The sequence below is a fragment of the Streptomonospora sp. PA3 genome, from assembly GCF_009728995.1.
Classification (GTDB): domain Bacteria; phylum Actinomycetota; class Actinomycetes; order Streptosporangiales; family Streptosporangiaceae; genus Streptomonospora.
This window is the reverse complement of record NZ_VTZW01000010.1, coordinates 515,363-533,453: the sequence shown is the minus strand read 5'-3', so window position 1 is coordinate 533,453 and position 18,091 is coordinate 515,363. Positions and strand designations below refer to the sequence as shown.

Sequence of the window (18,091 nt, the reverse complement as noted above, 5' to 3'; positions counted from 1 at the left end):
GCGGTGTGGTGACGTCATGGCGCATTCCGGCCGCGGCCTCCTACTTTTGACAGTGCGAGAGGATGTTCGGGCGGGGCCGGCGGAAGGGGGCGACGGTGCGCGCACTCGCTGCCTTCGGCGCGGCGGACGCGCCCCGGCTCGGCGACGCCGACCCGGGGTCGCCCCAGGGCAGGCTGCTGGGCCTGCTGCACCTGCTGACCTCCTTCGCCCTGTCGGTGGGCTACCTGGTGCCCGCCCTGCTGGTGTTCCTGCCGGCCGTCGCGCTGGTGCTGAGCGTGTTCACCGGATTGATCGACGCCCTGCCGGAGGGCGCACCGCCGTCGCCGGGCGTCCTCGCGGCCTTCTCCGCCGCGATGCTCACCGCCGCGACCCTGACCGCCCGCCTGGCCTGCCGCATCCAGCGCAACCGGCTGGAGGACGTCTTCGGCATCGTCGAGTCCCGCCCCCAGGAGGCGCCGGAGGTCCGCCCTCGCAACCCCGCCCTGATGCTGCTGCGGGCCCTCGACTACCTCTACGGCCGCGACGCCTGGACGGCCGTCATCTGCGCCACGCTGACCGGAGTCCAGGGTGTTGTCTTCGGCGGGATCGCGCTGGGCCTGGTCGTCTACGGCACGGCGCTGGCGCTGGGCTCGCTGGTGGGGCTGGGGTACGCGCTGGTCAGCGGCACCCTTGAGGCCGCGGCAGCGCCGCTTGCGGCGGTGTTCCTGGGCCCGGTGGGCGCGGTCCTGGGCGTGTGGGCGGTGCCGCTGCTGGTGCGGTTCGAGGTCGAGGTGAGCCGCCGACTGCTGCTCGACGCGCCGGAGATGCTGGTCCGCCGCCGCCTGGCGCAGGTGCAGGACAGCCGGCTGCGCATGGTCGACGCCGCGGAGGCCGAGCGCCGCCGCATCGAGCGCGACCTGCACGACGGCGCCCAGCAGCGGCTGCTGGCGGTGACCATGACGCTGAGCCGGGCGCGCGCCGGATACGACCGCGCACCCGGCTCCGCCGAGGTGCGCGACCTCATCGACGAGGCCCGCAGCGAGGCCAAGGCGGTGATGGCCGAACTGCGCGAGGTCGCCCGCGGCCTGCATCCCCGCGCCCTCACCGACCACGGCCTGGAAGCGGCGCTGCCGGTGGCCGCGGGCCGCTGCCCGGTCCCCGTCCAGGTGCGCGTGGACCTGGCCGAGCGGCCCTCGGCGCGCGCCGAGGGCGTCGCCTACTACGTGGTCTGCGAGGCCCTGAACAACGTCGCCAAGCACGCCGGTGCCAGCACGGTCGAGGTGCGCGCCCGGCGCCGCTCCCACGGCTCCGGCGACCTGCTGCGCGTCACCGTCACCGACGACGGCAAGGGTGGCGCCGACCCCGACTCGGGAACCGGGCTCTACGGCCTGTGGGACCGCGTCAACGCCGTCGACGGCGTGCTGGAGATCGACAGCCCGGCCGGCGAGGGGACCGTCCTCTCCGCCGAGATCCCCTGGGAGGCATGAGTCGTGCGCATCATCGTCGCCGAGGACTCCGTGCTGCTGCGCAGCGGCATGGTCAAACTCCTCGAGGACGCGGGGGTCGAGGTGGCGGCGGCCGTCGGCGACGCCGAGGACCTGCTCGCCGCGGTCGACGCCCGGTCCGACCTGGACCTGTGCCTGGTCGACATCCGCATGCCGCCCGGCTACGCCGAGGAGGGGCTGCAGGCCGCCGTGGAGATCCGCCGCCGCCGGCCCGAGGTCGCGGTCCTGCTGCTGTCCCAGCACGTGGTCAGCCGCTACGCCGCCGAGCTGCTGGGCGGCGGCACCGGCGGCGTCGGCTACCTGCTCAAGGACCGCGTGGCCGACATCGACGAGTTCCTGGTGACACTGCGACGGGTCGCCGACGGCGGCACGGCCATCGACCCCGAGGTGGTGTCGCAGCTGCTCAGCCGCCGCGACGACAGCGCGATCGAACGGCTCAGCCCTCGCGAGAGCGAAGTGCTCGGCGCCATGGCCGAAGGGCTGAACAACGCGGGGATCGCAGCCAAGCTGTTCATCACCGAGCGCGCCGTGGAGAAGCACATCCGCGCCATCTTCACCAAGCTCGACCTCGGCCAGGACGACCACGACCACCGGCGGGTGCGCGCGGTGCTGGAGTACCTGCGCGGCAGCGAGCACCGCGGAGCCGCTCAGTGAGGCCGCGGCGTCCCGCACCACACCAGCGATCGAGGGCGGCCCAGGCGGCCCTCAGAGGGAAGAGCACATGACATTCACCGGACGCGGGCTCTATGCCACATCCAGCAAGGTGCCGCGCGGGCGGCGCTCGGGCTGGCTGCTCATCGGGGCCGTCGTGGCGCTGGTCGTGCTGCTCGGCGGCACTCTGGCCGCCTTCGGCAGCGTCCAGCTGGGCGGCGACACCCGCAGCGACCAGTTCGACGGCGCCGAAGCCGTGGAGGTGCACAGCGGATCCAGCGGCGACATCAGCGTCTACCGGGCCGAAGGCGACAGCGTCGTCGTCGAACGCACACTGCGGGGCACGCCGCTGGCCGACCCCCGCGAGCGGGTCGCCATGGACGGGGACACGGTCACCGCCGAGTCCGAGTGCGGCGGCGCGTGGTTCTTCGGCGACTGCGCGGTGGACTACGCGATCGGCGTACCGGACGGTACGGCCGTGACGATCGAGACCGCCTCGGGCGACGTGGAGCTTTCGGAGATCAGCGGAGCCGTCGAGGTCGAGGCGGCCTCCGGTTCCATCGAGGGCCAGGACCTGCGCGGCGACGTCCGCGCCGCCACCACGACCGGGGAGATCACCCTGAACGGGGTCGAGGGCGATCTGGACCTGGAGTCCAACACCGGCTCCATCAGCGCCGAAGGCAGCGGCGGACGCGTCACCGCCGAGACCACCACCGGCGAGATCGACTTCGAGGAGTTCGCGGCGGACCGGTTCGACATCGAGACCACCACCGGGAGCGTCGGACTGGAGGCCGCGTTCTCCACCGCCGAGATCGAGACCACCACCGGCGAGGTCGGCGTCCAGGCGCTGGAGACGTTCCGCAAGCTCGACGTGGAGACCACCACGGGCGAGGTGGACCTGGAGGTCCCGCCGGGCTCCTACCGGCTCAGCGGCGAGTCCGCCACGGGCGAGCGCCACGTCGCCGTCGACACCTCGGCCGGCGCCGGACCGCGGATCGCCGTCACCACCACGACCGGATCGGTGGAGGTCGAGGCCGAGGACTGACAGCCGGGTCCGGCGGCCGGCGCCGACCGGGCGCACAAGGGGGCGTCCGCTCCAGCGGGACGGGCGCCCCCGCGCCATGCCCTAAAGTTTGCGCCTGAGCGGCGATCGATGGGAGAGCTGGCCGATGGAACCGACGACGTTCGGAGACGTGTGGCAGGAGGCGTTCTCCGTGCAGACTCCGCCGCCGACCTGGCTGATCATCGCGGCCGGGGTCGCGGCGCTGCTCGTGGTCGTGCTGCGCGGGCCGTGGCGGATCGCGCGCAACGTGGTCACCATCGCCCACGAGGGCGGGCACGCCGTCGTGGCGCTGCTCAGCGGCCGCCAGCTCACCGGCATCCGGCTGCACTCCGACACCTCGGGGGTCACCGTCTCCCGCGGAAAGCCGCGCGGGCCGGGCATGATCCTCACCGTCGCCGCCGGCTACATCACCCCGTCGATCGTCGGCCTGCTGGCCATCCTGCTGCTGGTGGGCAACCGCATCACCGCGCTGCTGTGGATGAGCGTCCTGGTGCTGGCGGCCATGCTGCTGCTGATCCGCAACGTCTACGGCGTGGTCTCGGTGGTGGGCACGGGAGCGGTGGTCTTCCTGATCTCCTGGTACACACCGGCCGAGGTGCAGGCGGCCTTCGCCTACTTCTTCACCTGGTTCCTGCTGCTGGCGGGGATCCGGCCGGTGTTCGAACTGCAGGCCCAGCGCAGCCGCCAGCCTTCACCGGAGTCCGACGCCGACCAGCTGCACCGGCTGACGGGGCTTCCGGGGACCGTGTGGGTGCTGTTCTTCGGACTGGTCAACATCGCGGTGACCGCTGCCGGAATCTGGCTGCTCATGTTCTGACCGCCGTCCGCGCGGCTCGCGCGGGCGCGGAGACGACGCAGGCGCCGCACGTGCGACGTGGGCGCCTGTCTGCTGCTCGCGCGGCCGGGCCGGGCTAGCTCGGGCTGGAGCTCTCCTGAGGGGCGGCGAGCGCGTCTTCGACCGTGGGGAAGACGGGGATGCGGGTGTCGATCGCCGTGACGCGCAGGATGCGGGCGATCCGCTCGGAGGCCGCCGCGATGGCCAGGCTGCCGCCCGCGGCCTTGGCGGCCTTGTGGGCCTGGATCAGCACCCGCAGCCCGCTGGAGTCGATGAACTCCAGTCGGCCGAGGTCCAGCACCAGGCGGCCCTCGGGGCGCGCATCGACGGCCTCGCGCGCGGCGCGGTGGAACTGGTCCTCGGTGACCATGTCGATTTCGCCGGCGAGCACGAGGACGAGGCCGTCGTCGTGCTCGCGGCGGGTGATCTTCAGCGCGGCCATGTTCGCTCCGAGGTGTTGCGCCGATGCCGTCGCCCCGGGTACCGGTGCGGCGCTTCCGTCACCTCCAGGGCGGGGGTTCTTGCCGAAAGTGCCGGTGCGCACGTTGGGCGGCGCGCCGCATAGGCGAGGCTGGTTGTTCAAGGTCGGTTACCCCCATGCTGACAACCGATGTGTCAGGCATATGTGGATCTACGCTGCCTGCCATGCCGTGGTGCCGCGGGCGCGAGATCGGCAGAAGGCGGTCGGCGGCAGATGGCTCTGGCCTGCTCGGCCTGCTGGGCGGCTCGCGCTGCGCGAGCGCCGCTCCCCCTCATTCCTAAGATGCTTAGAACCAAGCATCCGTGCGGGACACTACCACAGGGCTGTGGCCTTTTCGTGACGTGAGTGACGCCCATGCGTGTCCCGGAACTCCGTGCCGCACGCTTCCACCTGCGGTTTCCCCCCTCGGCTGAACCGGGCCGCGGCCCGGGGGCGACTTCCGCCACAGCGCCTCCGCGGCCCGCGGACCGCCCCGGCCGCCACCGGCGGCGCCGGCGGCCCCGGCAGGTGTCCGCACCCGTGCCGCGGGGGTAGGGGAGTGGTGCGCCGCCCGGTGGCTCGGCCTGCTGCCCGCCGCGAGCGCGGCGCCGCGGGAGCCGGCGCCCGGCGGCGCGCCCCGCGCACCCGTCACAGTGGGGGACCGATGAACGAAAGAGGCGCCGCGGCCGCCGCGGCGGATACCGCGGCCACCGCCTATGTGCTGCGACTGGGCGACGACGCGCTTGTGGCGGGCCACCGGCTGGCCGAGACCGAGGACAGCGGGGTGTGGCCCGAAGCCTCCCACGGCTCCGCCCACGACGGCGGCGCCCAGGCCGGCCGCATCTCGCGCAGCCTGCTGCGCCTGGCCCGCTCGCTGCTGGGCTGCGCCGGACGCATGGAGGAGCAGCTCACCGGCGTCCTGCGCACCGAGGACGACCTGGTCCTGGGCCGCGACGCCGACCAGTTCCTCAACCTGCGGCTGGTCGAGCTGCCCAACACCGACCTCGCGCACACCGTCGTGCGCCAGCTGCTGTTCTCCGTCTACGCGCTGGAGCTCTACACGGCGCTCGCCGACTCGTCCGATGAGGCGCTGGCCGAGATCGCCCGCACAGCGGTGGGCGAACTGCCCTTCCACCGCGACCACGCCGTGCGCTGGACGCTGCGGCTGGGGGCCGGCGACGACGACCGGCGGCGCCTGGACGAGGCCCTGCGCGAGGTGTGGCCGTGCATCGGTGAGCTGTTCCTCTCCGACGAGGTGTCGCGGACCGCCGAGGAAGCCGGGTTCGCCGTCGATCCCGCACGGCTGCGCCCCGCCTGGGAGGCGGTCGTCGACGGGGTGCTGCGCGACGTGCGCCTGGCCCGCCCCGATCCGGTGCCGCCGGTGGGCTCGATGGAGATGTGCGGCCGCGCCGGCGTGCACTCCGAGCCCTTCCACCGCACGCTGGTCGACATCCGCCGGGGGACCGCCTACCACTGAGCGGCCGCGGGTGCCGGGCGCCGCGGGCGGCGCCACGCCCGCGCAGCAGTAGAGCCCGGCCCCCGCGGGGACCGGGCTCGGATCGGGCGGTTCACCGCCCGGCGCAGGCGGGGGGATGCTCACTCGCGGGGCAGGCGCGTCGGGTCGTCGGGGTCGTACGGGTCGTAGGAGACATCGGAGACGTCGGGCGTGGCGCCGGCGCGGCGGCCGGCGGGGCGGCGCGCGGGCGCCTCGCCGAGGGCGTCGCGGTAGCCGGCGGAGTAGCCCGAGCCGTCGGGCCCGGCGTTCTCGGCCGCGCCGAGGCCCGGCTGTGCGCGCCCGCGGCGGCCCACCGCCGTGGCGCCCACGCTGCTCAGCAGCGAGACGATCGCGATACCGGTGACGGCGTTGACGACGGCGGTGGCCAGCTGGCTCGGCAGCGGCGCCGCCTGGGTGAACGGGCTCGCGGCCGCGACCACGACGGCCAGGCCCACGATCCAGCCGAAGAAGGTCCGCGCCCGCGGCGCGCTGACCAGGAGCAGGTGCAGCAGGGCGGCCGCCACCAGCGCGGCCAGGCCCGCGGTGACGGCGTAGGCGGCGGTGCCGACGCCGCCCATGGAGCCGGCGTCCTCGGGAGCGAGGATCGCGATGCCCAGCACTCCGCGCACCACCAGTGCGCCGACCAGGATGATCAGGGCTGCTACGACGGCGGTCGCGAGACCGCCGGTCCATAACCTGACGGCGTTCACACGCCGCTCGTTGCCATATTCGCTCATGCCGTTTCCCCCCGATACGGCGTGAATACGGTCGATGTCCACATACCCGGCCGCGAACGGCGAAAACCACGGTGCGCGAGCACTCCACTACACAGGGGGTCCGCCGGCGCGCACCGACGACGCGATGTCGGCGGCCAGCCGGTCGGTCTCGGCGGCGTCCACCGCCGAGACCGTGACCCGGATGCCCGGGGCCGAGTTCACCCGGAAGCGCCGTCCGGGCGCCACCGCCCAGCCGCGCGCGTGCAGGGCGGTGACCGCGGCGGCCTCGTCGGCGACCGGGACCCACACGTTGACACCGCTGCGTCCGCGGGCCGCGACACCGCGCTCGGCCAGCCGGGAGACGAGCGCGTCGCGCCGCTCGTCGTAGGAGCGGGAGACGCGCTCGGGGTCGACCGCGCGCGAACGCCACAGTTCGGCGAAGGCCTCCTGCAGCACCGTGCTGACCCAGCCCGGGCCCGCCTGCTGGAGGGCGCGCACCCGCTCGGCCGTCACCGCGTCGCCGGCGAGCAGGGCCAGGCGCAGGTCGGGCCCGTAGGCCTTGGCGACCGAGCGCACCAGCGCCCACCGCCGGGTCGCGCCGGCCAGGCTGTGGAAGGGGACGCCGGCGAAACCGAAGCCGTGGTCGTCGTCGACGGTGAGCACGTCGGGGTGGTCGGCCAGGACCGCCCGCAGCGCGGTCTCCCGCTGCGGGCTCAGCGCCGCCCCGATGGGGTTCTGCGCGCGGTCGGTGACGACCAGCGCGCGGGCGCCGCCGCGCAGGGCCGCACGCAGCGCATCGGGCAGCATCCCCTCGTCGTCCACCCCGACGGGCGCCGGGCGCATGCCCAGCGCGGTCAGCAGCCGCAGTGTGCTGGACCACCCGGGGTCCTCCACCACCACGGCGTCGCCGGGCCGCAGCGAGGACCGCAGCACCCTGTCGATGCCGTCCAGAGCGCCGGACGTGGCCGCCAGCTGATCGGCGGGTACGCCGTCGGCGGCGAAGATCTCGCGGGCGATCTCGGCGGTCCGGGGGAGCAGCGGCGGATCGCCGTAGAGGGCGTGGTGCCCCGGGCGGCGCCGGGCCGCGGCGGCCAGGGCGGGGGCGAGGTCGGGCAGCAGCCGGGGATCGGGGTTGCCGGTGGCGGCGTCGCGGATCCCCGGCGGCACGGTGCCGGCCTCGGTCTCGCGCGGGGCGCCGAGGGGGTGCGGGCGCACGCGCGTGCCCCGGCGGCCGGCGGTCTCGACCAGGCCGCGCTCGCGCAGCATGCGGTAGGCCGCCGCCACCGTGTTCGGATTCACACCCAGGTCGCCGGCCAGGTCGCGGATGGGCGGCAGGGCGGCCCCGGCCCCGAGACGGCCGTCGGCGATCGCGCTCTCCACGCTGTCGGCGATCTCGTTGGATCCGCGTCCGGTGATGGCCATGCCCGCATTATCCAGCAGGAAGGCGGGCAGAGGGGGCGCACCGCAGGCCCGCCGCCCGCGCGGAAGCGGCGCCGCGTCCGCCCCTGCGATGAGCCCGAAACGCCGCCGATCCGGGCGATGGAGAGAGAATTATAGCCTGTCGAGAATTCGGCTTTGTTTCCCGGGCGGCTTTTTTGATTTCTGGGTGCGTCTTGCGCAATGCGTTGCGTCATGCGGTTCGTCGGGAGGGTGAATCGGGGGTGCAGCCACTGTGTCACCATGATGACCCGGGGTGAATTTTTCCGCTATGACCTGGGGTTATGCCCTGAAAATGACTCTCGCCACTTGAACTATGGTGGGGGTCATGGCTTTCAATGTATATGCGCGAAGTTTGACCCTCGGCGTCGTGTGTGTCTGGTGAGAGGGTTTTTCGAGTGTGAGGAGTCGAACAATTAAAGGACAGGATCAGCAGCAGTTTGGTGACGACCCGCTGGCCGTTCGCGACACCGATCACTACAAAGACGAGTACGTGACGGGGTTCGTCGACAAGTGGGACGAGCTGATCGACTGGAAGAAGCGCTGGGCCAGCGAGGGCAACTTCTTCATCGAGCAGCTCAAGGCCCGCGGAGTCCAGAAGGTGCTCGATGTGGCCACCGGCACCGGGTTCCACTCCGTCCGGCTCCTCGAGGAGGGGTTCGAGACCGTCAGCGCCGACGGCAGCGCGGAGATGCTGGCCCAGGCCTTCGCCAACGGGCAGACCTACGGCGGGCACATCCTGCGGATCGTCCAGGCGGACTGGCGGTACCTGAACCGCGACGTGCACGGGACCTATGACGCGATCATCTGCCTGGGCAACTCGTTCACCCATCTGTTCTCCGAGCGCGACCGCCGCAAGGCGCTTGCCGAGTTCTACGCGATGCTCAAGCACGACGGTGTGCTCATCCTGGACCAGCGCAACTACGACGCACTGCTCGACGGCAAGTACGGCAACAGCCACACCTACTACTACTGCGGCGACGAGGTCTCGGCCGAGCCCGAGCACGTCGACGAGGGCCTGGCCCGCTTCTGCTACCGGTTCCCCGACTCGTCGGAGTACCACCTGAACATGTTCCCGCTGCGCAAGGACTACGTGCGGCGGCTCATGCGCGAGGTGGGCTTCCAGCGGATCGACACCTACGGCGACTTCCAGGAGACCTACCAGGCCGACGAGCCGGACTTCTTCATCCACATCGCGGAGAAGGCCTACCACACCGACGACGAGCTGGCCGAGGCCTACTCCGCCGCGGTGCAGACGGCGCGCGAGTACTACAACTCCACCGACGCCGACACCTTCTACCACACGATCTGGGGCGGCACCGACATCCACGTCGGCCTGTATGAGTCCGACCAGGACGACATCGGCGAAGCCAGCGTCCGCACCGTCGAGCGGATGGCCGGCAAGGTCGGGATCACCCCCGACACCAAGGTGATCGACATCGGCGCCGGCTACGGCGGCTCGGCCCGGTACCTGGCCCGCACCTACGGCTGCCACGTCACCTGCCTCAACCTCAGCGAGGTCGAGAACGAGCGCAACCGCGAGAAGAACCGCGAAGAGGGCCTGGACCACCTCATCGACGTCATCGACGGCTCCTTCGAGGACATCCCGGTCCAGGACAACGGGTTCGACCTCGTGTGGTCCCAGGACGCCTTCCTGCACAGCGGGGACCGCACGCGCGTCATGGAGGAGGCCGCCCGCGTCCTGCGCCGCGGCGGCGACTTCGTGTTCACCGACCCCATGGCAACCGACGACGCCTCCTTCGAGGAGCTCAAGCCGATCCTCAAGCGGCTGCACCTGGACACCATGGGCACGCCCGGGTTCTACGACCGCGAGACCGCTCGGCTGGGCCTGCGCAAGGCCGAGTTCGACGACCTCAGCGAGCAGCTGCCCAACCACTACGGCCGCGTGCTGGCCGAGACCGAGCGCCGGGAGTCGGAGCTGAAGGGCAAGATCAGCGACGAGTACCTGGAGCACATGAAGACCGGGCTGCGCAACTGGGTCAACGGTGGCCGGTCCGGATCCCTCGCCTGGGGCATCCTGCACTACCGCGCCTGACGGCGCCTCGCCCTGCGGCGACGACTCACCAGCGGCCCCGCGGCCATCCGCGGGGCCGCTGGTGTCTCGGCGGTGTGGGCGGCGGCGGCCCGGGGTAGGCGGGAGCCGAGCACCGCTGCATCCGGGAGCGGTTGGCCCGCGGCCGGCGCCGGGTATCACCACGGCGGAGAGCCGCGCCGCGGGTGCCCGGCCGCGGTCGCGGTATCGCGTGCCCGCCGGCGGCCGGGGCGGCACCGCGCCGGTAGACAAGGAGCGCGACATGAACGACACGTCCGAGAAGCGCTGGGTGGTCGTGGGCGTCGACGGCTCCGACTCCAGCCGGTTCGCGCTGGAGTGGTCGGCCAACCAGGCGGCCCTGCGCGGGCGCGGACTGACCATCGTCACCGCGGTCGGCCCGCCCGACGCCGCGGGCGCCTTCCGCGAGATCGTGCCGCGCGGCGGCGAGCAGGAGACCTCCGACCGGCTCCGCGACGCCCAGGCCCTGCTGGACTACGCCAAGGACTGGATCCAGCGGCTGTTCCCCGAGCTCTCGGTGCGCACCCGCATGCCCGCCGCGCGCGCCGCCGACGCGCTGCTGGACGAGGCCGAACAGCCCGACACCACGGCCGTGGTCGTCGGCTCGCGCGGCCTCGGCGGGCTGGCGTCGGCGTTCGTGGGCTCGGTGGGCATCGAACTGGCCGCGCACTCCCCGGTTCCGGTGGTGGTGCTGCCCAAGAAGCACGAGGCCGCGCGCCAGACCAAGGGGCGCATCGTCGCCGGCGTGGACGGCTCGGAGTCCAGCCGGCGCGCCGTGGAGTTCGCCTTCGCCCAGGCGTGGTGGACCGAGAGCGAGCTGGTGGCCGTCTGCGCCTGGCAGCCCATGGCGGCGTTCGTGTCGGCGATGGGGCCCGTGCCCCCCGAGGCCTTCGACGACGAGGCCGTGGAGGCCACGGCCCGGCGCACCGCCGAGGCCGAGCTGGAGGACATGCGCGCCGCCTATCCCGACGTCGCGGTGGAGCTGCGCACGGTGCGCGCCCACCCGGTGGTGGCGCTGCTGGACGAGGCCACGCCCGCGGACCTGATCGTGGTGGGCACCCGCGGCCGCGGGGGGTTCGGCGGCCTGCTGCTGGGCTCGGTCAGCCAGTCGGTACTGCACGGCGCGCACGGTCCGGTCGCGGTGGTGCGCTGAGCCGTTCGGCCGCCTTCGGCCGAGCCGCCGCGGCGCGGTCGCGCCGAGTCCGGCCTCCCCCTCCGATCGGCGGCGGGCGTGCCGGTGCCCGGAGGCCCCGCACTTGACGGGCGGGCGCGGACCGCGATTGACTCGCACCAACCGACCAGTTGGTATCCAGATGTCCGGGAGGCTGCGAGTGAAAGCGCTGCGGGTGCACGAGACCGGTGAACCCAGGGACGTCCTGCGGCTGGAGGAGGTCGAGCAGCCGCGCCCGGGGCCCGGCCAGGTGCTCGTCCGCGTCCGCGGCGCCGCCGTGAACTTCCCCGACGCGCTGCTGTGCCGCGGCATGTATCAGGTCAAGCCGCCGCTGCCTTTCACCCCCGGTGTGGAGCTGTGCGGCGAGGTCGTCGAGGCGGGCGAGGGCGTCGCCGCCATCGAGGCCGGCGCCCGCGTGCTCGGCAGCGCGGAGCTGCCCGCCGGAGCCTTCGCCGACTACGCGCTGATGAGCGCCGACGCCGTCTTCCCCGCACCGGAGTCGCTGACCGACGACGAGGCGGCCTGCCTGTTCATCGGCTACCAGACCGGCTGGTTCGCCCTGCACCGCCGCGCGCACCTGCGCGAAGGCGAGACCGTGCTTGTGCACGCCGCCGCCGGAGGCGTGGGCAGCGCCGCCGTGCAGCTCGCCAAGGCCGCAGGAGCCCGGGTCGTGGGCGTCGTCGGCGGGCCGGAAAAGGCGAATACGGCAGCCGCGCTGGGCGCGGACGTGGTGGTGGACCGCCGCAGCGAGGACTTCGTCGGCGCGGTCAAGGAGTACACCGGCGGCCGCGGCGCCGACGTCGTCTTCGACCCGGTCGGCGGCGACGCCTACGAGCGCTCCACCAAGTGCATCGCCTTCGAGGGCCGCATCGTGGTCGTGGGCTTCGCCGGCGGGACAATCCCCACGCCCGGGCTGAACCACGCGCTGATCAAGAACTACTCCATCCTCGGCCTGCACTGGGGCCTCTACCGCCAGCGGGCGCCCGAGACCATCCCCGAGGCCCACGAGCGCCTCACCGAGCTCGCCGACCAGGGGCTCGTCAAGCCGCTGGTGAGCGAGCGCCTCAGCGCCGCGGACCTGCCCGCCGGCGTCCAGCGGCTCGCCGGCGGAGAGACGGTCGGCCGCCTGGTCTTCACCCCCTGAACCCCGCGGAGCCCGCGGCCCCCGCTCCGCCGGGCGCGGATCCCGGTGCCCGGCGGGCCGCCGCCCTGCAGCGGATCCGGCCACGCGCCCCTCACCCCCGACCTCCCAGCGAAGGAGCCCCGCATGCCCGAACCCTTCTCCATCCCGGGGACGACGGCGGTCGTCACCGGCGCCGCCGGCGGCATCGGGCTGGCCCTCGCCCGGCGGCTGCTGCGCGAGGGCGCGGCGCGGGTCGTGGTCACCGACCGCGACGCCGACCGCATCGCGGCGGCGGCCGAGGCGCTGGGCGAACGCGCCCACGCCATGGCCTTCGACGTCGCCGACGAGAACGCCGTCGCCGACGCCGTCGCCCGCATCGAGCGCGACCACGGGCCCATCGACCTGTGGTGCTCCAACGCCGGCGTCGCGGCCGGGCGGGGGCTGGGCGACGACGCCGACTGGGACCTCTCCTGGCGGGTGCACGTCATGGCGCACGTCTACGTCGCGCGCGCCCTGTTCCCGCGCATGGCCCGACGCGGCAGCGGCCACCTTCTCGTAACCGCGTCGGCGGCCGGACTGCTCACCCAGCTGGACTCCGCGCCGTACTCGGCCACCAAGCACGGCGCCGTCGCCCTGGCCGAGTGGCTGGCCATCCGCCACGCCGACGAGGGAATCTCGGTCTCGTGCCTGTGCCCGCAGGGCGTCAACACGGCCATGACGGCCGGCGACGGCGGCGCGTCCGCCACCCGGCTCGGCGGCGACTACATCGAACCCGACGACGTCGCCGAATCGGTCGTGGCCGCCCTGCACACCGGCCGGTTCCTCGTCCTCCCGCACCCCGAGGCCGCCGGGTTCGAGCAGCGCCGCGCCGCCGACCGCGACCGCTGGCTCGACGGCATGCGCCGGGCCTGGGCCAAGATCCGCGCCGGCGCGGCCGGCCGGGCCGACTGAGAGGGACGAGCATGGACTTCGGCCACGACGCCACCACCCGCGACTACGCCGAGCGCCTGCGGGCGTTCATGGACGAGCGGATCCTTCCGGCCGAGCCCGTCTACGCCGAGCAGGCCGCTCAGCGCAGCGACCCGTGGTCGGCGCCTCCCGTCATCAAGGAGCTGCAGGCCCAGGCGCGCGAGCGCGGCCTGTGGAACCTCTTCCTGCCCGACTCCGCCTACGGCGCCGGGCTGACCAACCTCCAGTACGCCCCGCTGGCCGAAATGACGGGCCGCTCGCCCGCACTTGCGCCCAGCGCCCTCAACTGCGCCGCGCCCGACACCGGGAACATGGAGATCCTGGCCATGTTCGGCACCGAGGAGCAGCGAAAGCGATGGCTGCAGCCGCTGCTCGACGCCGAGATCCGCTCCGCGTTCTGCATGACCGAACCCGACGTGGCCTCCTCCGACGCCTCCAACATCCGGCTGTCCATCACCGCCGACGGCGACGACTACGTGCTCAACGGACGCAAGTGGTGGAGTTCCGGCGCGCTCAGCCCCGACTGCGCGCTGCTCATCGTCATGGGCGTGACCGACCCCGGCGCCGAGCCCTACCGCAGGCAGAGCATGGTGCTGGTGCCCCGGGACACCCCCGGCGTGGAGATCGGCCGCGGGCTGCCCGTCTTCGGCTACACCGACGGCACCAAGGGCGGCCACGCCGAGGTCTCCTTCACCGACGTGCGGGTGCCCAAGGGCAACATCCTGCTCGGCGAGGGGGAGGGCTTCCGCATCGCCCAGGAGCGGTTGGGGCCCGGCCGCATCCACCATTGCATGCGCTCCATCGGCGTGGCCGAGCGCGCGCTGGAGCTGATGTGCTCCCGCGCCGCCGACCGCGTCGCCTTCGGCCGGCCGCTGGCCGAGCAGGGCGTCGTGCGCGAGACGATCGCGCGGGCGCGGGTGCGCATCGAGCAGGCCCGGCTGCTGGTCCTCAAGACCGCCTGGCTGATGGACACGGTCGGCAACAAGGGCGCGCGCACGGAGATCTCGGCGATCAAGGCCGAGGTGCCGCGGATGACCCAGCAGGTGCTCGACGACGCGATCCAGGTGCACGGCGGGGCGGGAGTCTCCGACGACTTCCCGCTGGCGCAGCTGTGGGCGGCCAACCGCACGCTGCGGCTCGCCGACGGTCCCGACGAGGTGCACCTGCGCTCCATCGCCCGCCGTGAACTGCGCCCCTACCTGCGGGAAAGCGGAGCGTCGGCCTCCTAGCGCGCCACCCCGGCGTCCGCCGCCGGTGGTGCTGTGTGAGCGGGCCGGAGGGGCGCGGTGCGGTCTGGACCGACGAGCCCGCGGAGCGAGGCCCTGAGCGGGTCGGAGGGGTGCGGCGCCGTCTGGACCGACGAGCGCGGGAGCGAGGAACGAGCGACTGAGCGAGGAGGGAAGACGGCGCGTCGAAGCACCCCGTAGACCCGCGGGAAACAGAGGATCGGCGTGCCTGAGCGCGGTCCCCGCCGCCTCCGGTGGATACTTCGCGGGAAGGCGCATCCGCAGAGCGCTCGGACCGCTACGTTCGGTTGTGCGGGGTCCGCCCGCCCCGGCGTCCGGCAGCGGGCGCTCCCGCGGAGCGGCCGCCCCGGGCCGCGCCCGGGCGGGACGAGGGAAGGGGTTGACAGGCGTGGGGGCTCCCAGCTCGATGAGGCTGTACGTGGCGGGAGGCGCCGCCGCTCTGCTGGCGTCCACCGGGTGCGGCGTCGACTTCGTCGGCCGCTTCGGCGGCACGGCCGACCTCCCCGGTGAGGAGGGGGCCTCGGCCACGCTCAGCGTGGACGACGGCACCCTGGTCGGCGCCGTGGTGACCGACTCCGACGGCTACACGCTCTACAGCTACACCCGGGACAGCGCGCGGCCTTCGGAGTCGGCGTGCATCGGCGAGTGCGCCGAGCAGTGGCCGCCCGCGCCGGCGAAGGGCCGGATCTCCACGGACGGCGTCGACAAGAGCCTGGTCGGCCGGCTCAAGCGCGCCGACGGCGGCACCCAGCTCACCCTGGCCGGCTGGCCGCTGTACCGGTTCTCCGGCGACGTCGATCCGGGAGACGTCCACGGCCAAGGGGCCAACGGCACCTGGTTCGCCGTGAGACCGGGGGGCGGCCGCGCCGACGCCTTGCCTTACGGCACCGACGAGGGCACCGGCGGCCTGCACGAGGAGTAGGCCGCGGGGCGGCCCGGCAGGGGCGGCCCCCGGTACGCCACTGATGTGACACGAATCATGGCGCGCGGCGATCCGGTTTCGCGCCTGGGGTGCGGCGGCCGGGACCGCCCCTGGGGCAACCGCTTTCCGGCGCCTGGATGCGGCGGTCGCCGCGGCCCCCGGATGCGCTGCGGATCGTCGAAGAAATCGGCTGTGTCCAGGCGATATCCGTCCGCTTCGGGGTAGGCGCGCGGGCGGATCGCTCCCGCCGGCGGCGGTGCCGAGCCCCCACCGGCCGCGGCACGCCCTTCCGCGGGTTCGCGGCGGCGCGCACGGGAGTGGTCCGGGCGCCGCGGCCGCCGCTCGCCGATACGGGATTCCAGGTAGGGCGGGGCTGCCGCGAGAAAATAAACCATTGGTCTAAACCTGCTGTCTAGGCCAACTGGCCTGATCGCGGGGGCGTCGACGATGATGCGGACCTGACGTTGACGAAGGAGCCGCTGTGTCGCAACAAGTGACTGGCCCGAATGTGGCCCCCACGGACCACAAGGAACTGACCGACTGGGTTCGCGAGGTAGCGGACCTGACCCGGCCCGACCAGGTCGTGTGGTGCGACGGCTCGGAGGCCGAGTGGGAGCGACTCACCGGTCTATTGGTCGAGCAGGGCACGTTCGTCCGCCTGAACCCCGAGCTCCGGCCGAACAGCTTCTACTGCCGGTCGGATCCCAGCGACGTCGCGCGGGTCGAGGACCGCACCTTCATCTGCTCCGAGCGCGAGCAGGACGCCGGTCCCACCAACAACTGGGTCGACCCCGCGGAGATGCGGGCGACCTTCGCCGACATCTTCGACGGCTGTATGCGCGGCCGCACCATGTACGTCGTCCCGTTCTGCATGGGCCCGCTGGGCGGCAACATCTCCCAACTGGGCGTGGAGATCACCGACTCGCCCTACGTCGTCGTCTCCATGCGCATCATGGCCCGCATGGGCGAGCCGGCCCTGCGCCTCATCGAGGAGCGCGGATCGTTCGTCAAGGCCGTCCACTCCGTCGGCGCCCCGTTGGAGCCCGGCCAGCAGGACGTGCCCTGGCCGTGCAACAGCACCAAGTACATCTCGCACTTCCCGGAGACCCGCGAGATCTGGTCCTTCGGCTCCGGCTACGGCGGCAACGCCCTGCTGGGCAAGAAGTGCTACGCGCTGCGCATCGCCTCGGTGATGGCGCGCGACGAGGGCTGGCTGGCCGAGCACATGCTCATCCTCAAGGTCACCCCGCCCCAGGGCGAGCCCCGCTACATCGCCGCGGCCTTCCCCAGCGCGTGCGGCAAGACCAACCTCGCGATGCTGATGCCGACCATCCCCGGCTGGAAGGTCGAGACGGTCGGCGACGACATCGCCTGGATGCGCTTCGACGACGAGGGCCGACTGCGCGCCATCAACCCCGAGGCCGGGTTCTTCGGCGTCGCGCCCGGCACCGGCGAGTCCACCAACCTCAATGCCATCAAGGCGCTGTGGGGCAACAGCATCTTCACCAACGTCGCGCTGACCGACGACGGCGACGTGTGGTGGGAGGGGCTCACCGAGGAGCCCCCGGCGCACCTGACCGACTGGAAGGGCCGCGACTGGACCCCGGAGTCCGGCGAGCCCGCCGCCCACCCCAACGCCCGCTTCACCACCCCGGCCGGCCAGGCGCCGACCATCGCGCCGGAGTGGGAGGACCCCGCGGGCGTGCCGATCTCGGCCATCCTCTTCGGCGGCCGCCGCGCCACCGCTGTGCCGCTGGTCAACGAGTCCTTCGACTGGCAGCACGGCGTGTTCCTGGGCGCGAACGTCGCCTCGGAGAAGACGGCGGCGGCCGAGGGCACGGTCGGCGAGCTGCGCCGCGACCCCTTCGCGATGCTCCCGTTCTGCGGCTACAACATGGGCGACTACTTCGGCCACTGGCTGGAGGTCGGGCGTCAGACCGACCCCGAGAAGCTGCCGCGGATCTTCTACGTCAACTGGTTCCGCAAGGACGACGACGGGCGGATCGTCTGGCCGGGCTTCGGAGAGAACAGCCGGGTGCTCAAGTGGATCCTCGAGCGCCTCCAGGGCGCGGCCGAGGCGCGGCGCACGCCGATCGGCAACGTGCCCACACCCGAGTCGCTGGACACCAGCGGGCTCGACCTCTCGCGGGAGGAGCTGGACTTCCTGCTGTCGGTCGACCCGGACACCTGGCGCGAGGAGGCCTCGCTGATCCCGGAGTTCTTCAAGACCTTCGGCGACCAGCTCCCCGAGGAGCTGTGGGACGAGTACAACGCACTGGTCAAGCGGCTGGACCGATGAGAGCGCGGCCGGGCTCTCCCCGTCCCGAGTCGGCCGACCGGGACGGGGCTGCCCGGCCCCCGCAGCCGGCAGGGCCCCAAGCGCCGCACCGCCCCCGGCGGTGCGCACCAGGGGTGGGGCCGTGCCGCGCCGGGACGGCCCGGCCGCC

At 73.2% G+C, this 18,091-nt stretch carries 15 protein-coding genes; 12 read left to right on the top strand and 3 right to left on the bottom strand.

Features of this window, described 5'->3' with window-relative positions; all coding sequences use genetic code 11:
• Positions 1–95: 95 nt before the first annotated feature.
• From FZ103_RS25885 to FZ103_RS14500, 4 genes are all read left to right on the top strand, one after another.
• Positions 96–1,466: a histidine kinase gene (locus FZ103_RS25885; RefSeq protein ID WP_343233533.1), complete on the top strand. Its 1,371-nt coding sequence runs from the start codon at positions 96–98 to the stop codon at positions 1,464–1,466.
• A 3-nt stretch (positions 1,467–1,469) separates the two neighbouring features.
• On the top strand, positions 1,470–2,138 hold the full coding sequence (locus FZ103_RS14510; RefSeq protein WP_186356300.1) for a response regulator transcription factor: 669 nt from the start codon (positions 1,470–1,472) through the stop codon (positions 2,136–2,138).
• Between the two features lie 67 nt (positions 2,139–2,205).
• Positions 2,206–3,180, top strand: a complete 975-nt coding sequence (locus FZ103_RS14505) for a DUF4097 family beta strand repeat-containing protein (protein WP_156001658.1) — start codon at positions 2,206–2,208, stop codon at positions 3,178–3,180.
• A gap of 124 nt (positions 3,181–3,304) precedes the next feature.
• Positions 3,305–4,015: a M50 family metallopeptidase gene (locus FZ103_RS14500; RefSeq protein ID WP_156001657.1), complete on the top strand. Its 711-nt coding sequence runs from the start codon at positions 3,305–3,307 to the stop codon at positions 4,013–4,015.
• A gap of 94 nt (positions 4,016–4,109) precedes the next feature.
• On the opposite strand, the gene FZ103_RS14495 is transcribed toward FZ103_RS14500, so the two are convergent.
• A complete protein-coding gene (locus FZ103_RS14495; RefSeq protein WP_156001656.1) occupies positions 4,110–4,475 on the bottom strand; it encodes an STAS domain-containing protein in 366 nt (121 codons plus the stop codon).
• A 682-nt stretch (positions 4,476–5,157) separates the two neighbouring features.
• Here FZ103_RS14495 and paaC point away from each other — a divergent pair.
• Complete coding sequence (gene paaC, locus FZ103_RS14490; protein ID WP_156001655.1) at positions 5,158–5,970, top strand: 1,2-phenylacetyl-CoA epoxidase subunit PaaC; 813 nt, start codon at positions 5,158–5,160, stop codon at positions 5,968–5,970.
• A gap of 119 nt (positions 5,971–6,089) precedes the next feature.
• On the opposite strand, the gene FZ103_RS14485 is transcribed toward paaC, so the two are convergent.
• Both FZ103_RS14485 and FZ103_RS14480 read right to left on the bottom strand, forming a co-directional pair.
• On the bottom strand, positions 6,090–6,725 hold the full coding sequence (locus FZ103_RS14485) for a DUF6069 family protein (protein WP_222936760.1): 636 nt from the start codon (positions 6,723–6,725) through the stop codon (positions 6,090–6,092).
• 87 nt (positions 6,726–6,812) lie between these two features.
• Complete coding sequence (locus FZ103_RS14480; RefSeq protein ID WP_156001654.1) at positions 6,813–8,126, bottom strand: aminotransferase class I/II-fold pyridoxal phosphate-dependent enzyme; 1,314 nt, start codon at positions 8,124–8,126, stop codon at positions 6,813–6,815.
• 415 nt (positions 8,127–8,541) lie between these two features.
• Here FZ103_RS14480 and FZ103_RS14475 point away from each other — a divergent pair, with 415 nt between their 5' ends.
• From FZ103_RS14475 to FZ103_RS14445, 7 genes are all read left to right on the top strand, one after another.
• Complete coding sequence (locus FZ103_RS14475; RefSeq protein ID WP_186356299.1) at positions 8,542–10,197, top strand: methyltransferase domain-containing protein; 1,656 nt, start codon at positions 8,542–8,544, stop codon at positions 10,195–10,197.
• Positions 10,198–10,456: 259 nt separating this feature from the next.
• A complete protein-coding gene (locus tag FZ103_RS14470; RefSeq protein WP_156001653.1) occupies positions 10,457–11,365 on the top strand; it encodes a universal stress protein in 909 nt (302 codons plus the stop codon).
• Positions 11,366–11,543: 178 nt separating this feature from the next.
• Positions 11,544–12,527, top strand: a complete 984-nt coding sequence (locus FZ103_RS14465) for an NADPH:quinone oxidoreductase family protein (RefSeq protein WP_186356298.1) — start codon at positions 11,544–11,546, stop codon at positions 12,525–12,527.
• A 123-nt stretch (positions 12,528–12,650) separates the two neighbouring features.
• Complete coding sequence (locus FZ103_RS14460; protein ID WP_156001651.1) at positions 12,651–13,457, top strand: SDR family oxidoreductase; 807 nt, start codon at positions 12,651–12,653, stop codon at positions 13,455–13,457.
• Between the two features lie 11 nt (positions 13,458–13,468).
• Positions 13,469–14,704, top strand: a complete 1,236-nt coding sequence (locus tag FZ103_RS14455; protein WP_156001650.1) for an acyl-CoA dehydrogenase family protein — start codon at positions 13,469–13,471, stop codon at positions 14,702–14,704.
• 406 nt (positions 14,705–15,110) lie between these two features.
• On the top strand, positions 15,111–15,644 hold the full coding sequence (locus tag FZ103_RS14450) for a hypothetical protein (protein ID WP_156001649.1): 534 nt from the start codon (positions 15,111–15,113) through the stop codon (positions 15,642–15,644).
• A gap of 481 nt (positions 15,645–16,125) precedes the next feature.
• On the top strand, positions 16,126–17,943 hold the full coding sequence (locus tag FZ103_RS14445) for a phosphoenolpyruvate carboxykinase (GTP) (RefSeq protein ID WP_186356297.1): 1,818 nt from the start codon (positions 16,126–16,128) through the stop codon (positions 17,941–17,943).
• The last annotated feature ends 148 nt before the right edge of the window (positions 17,944–18,091 follow it).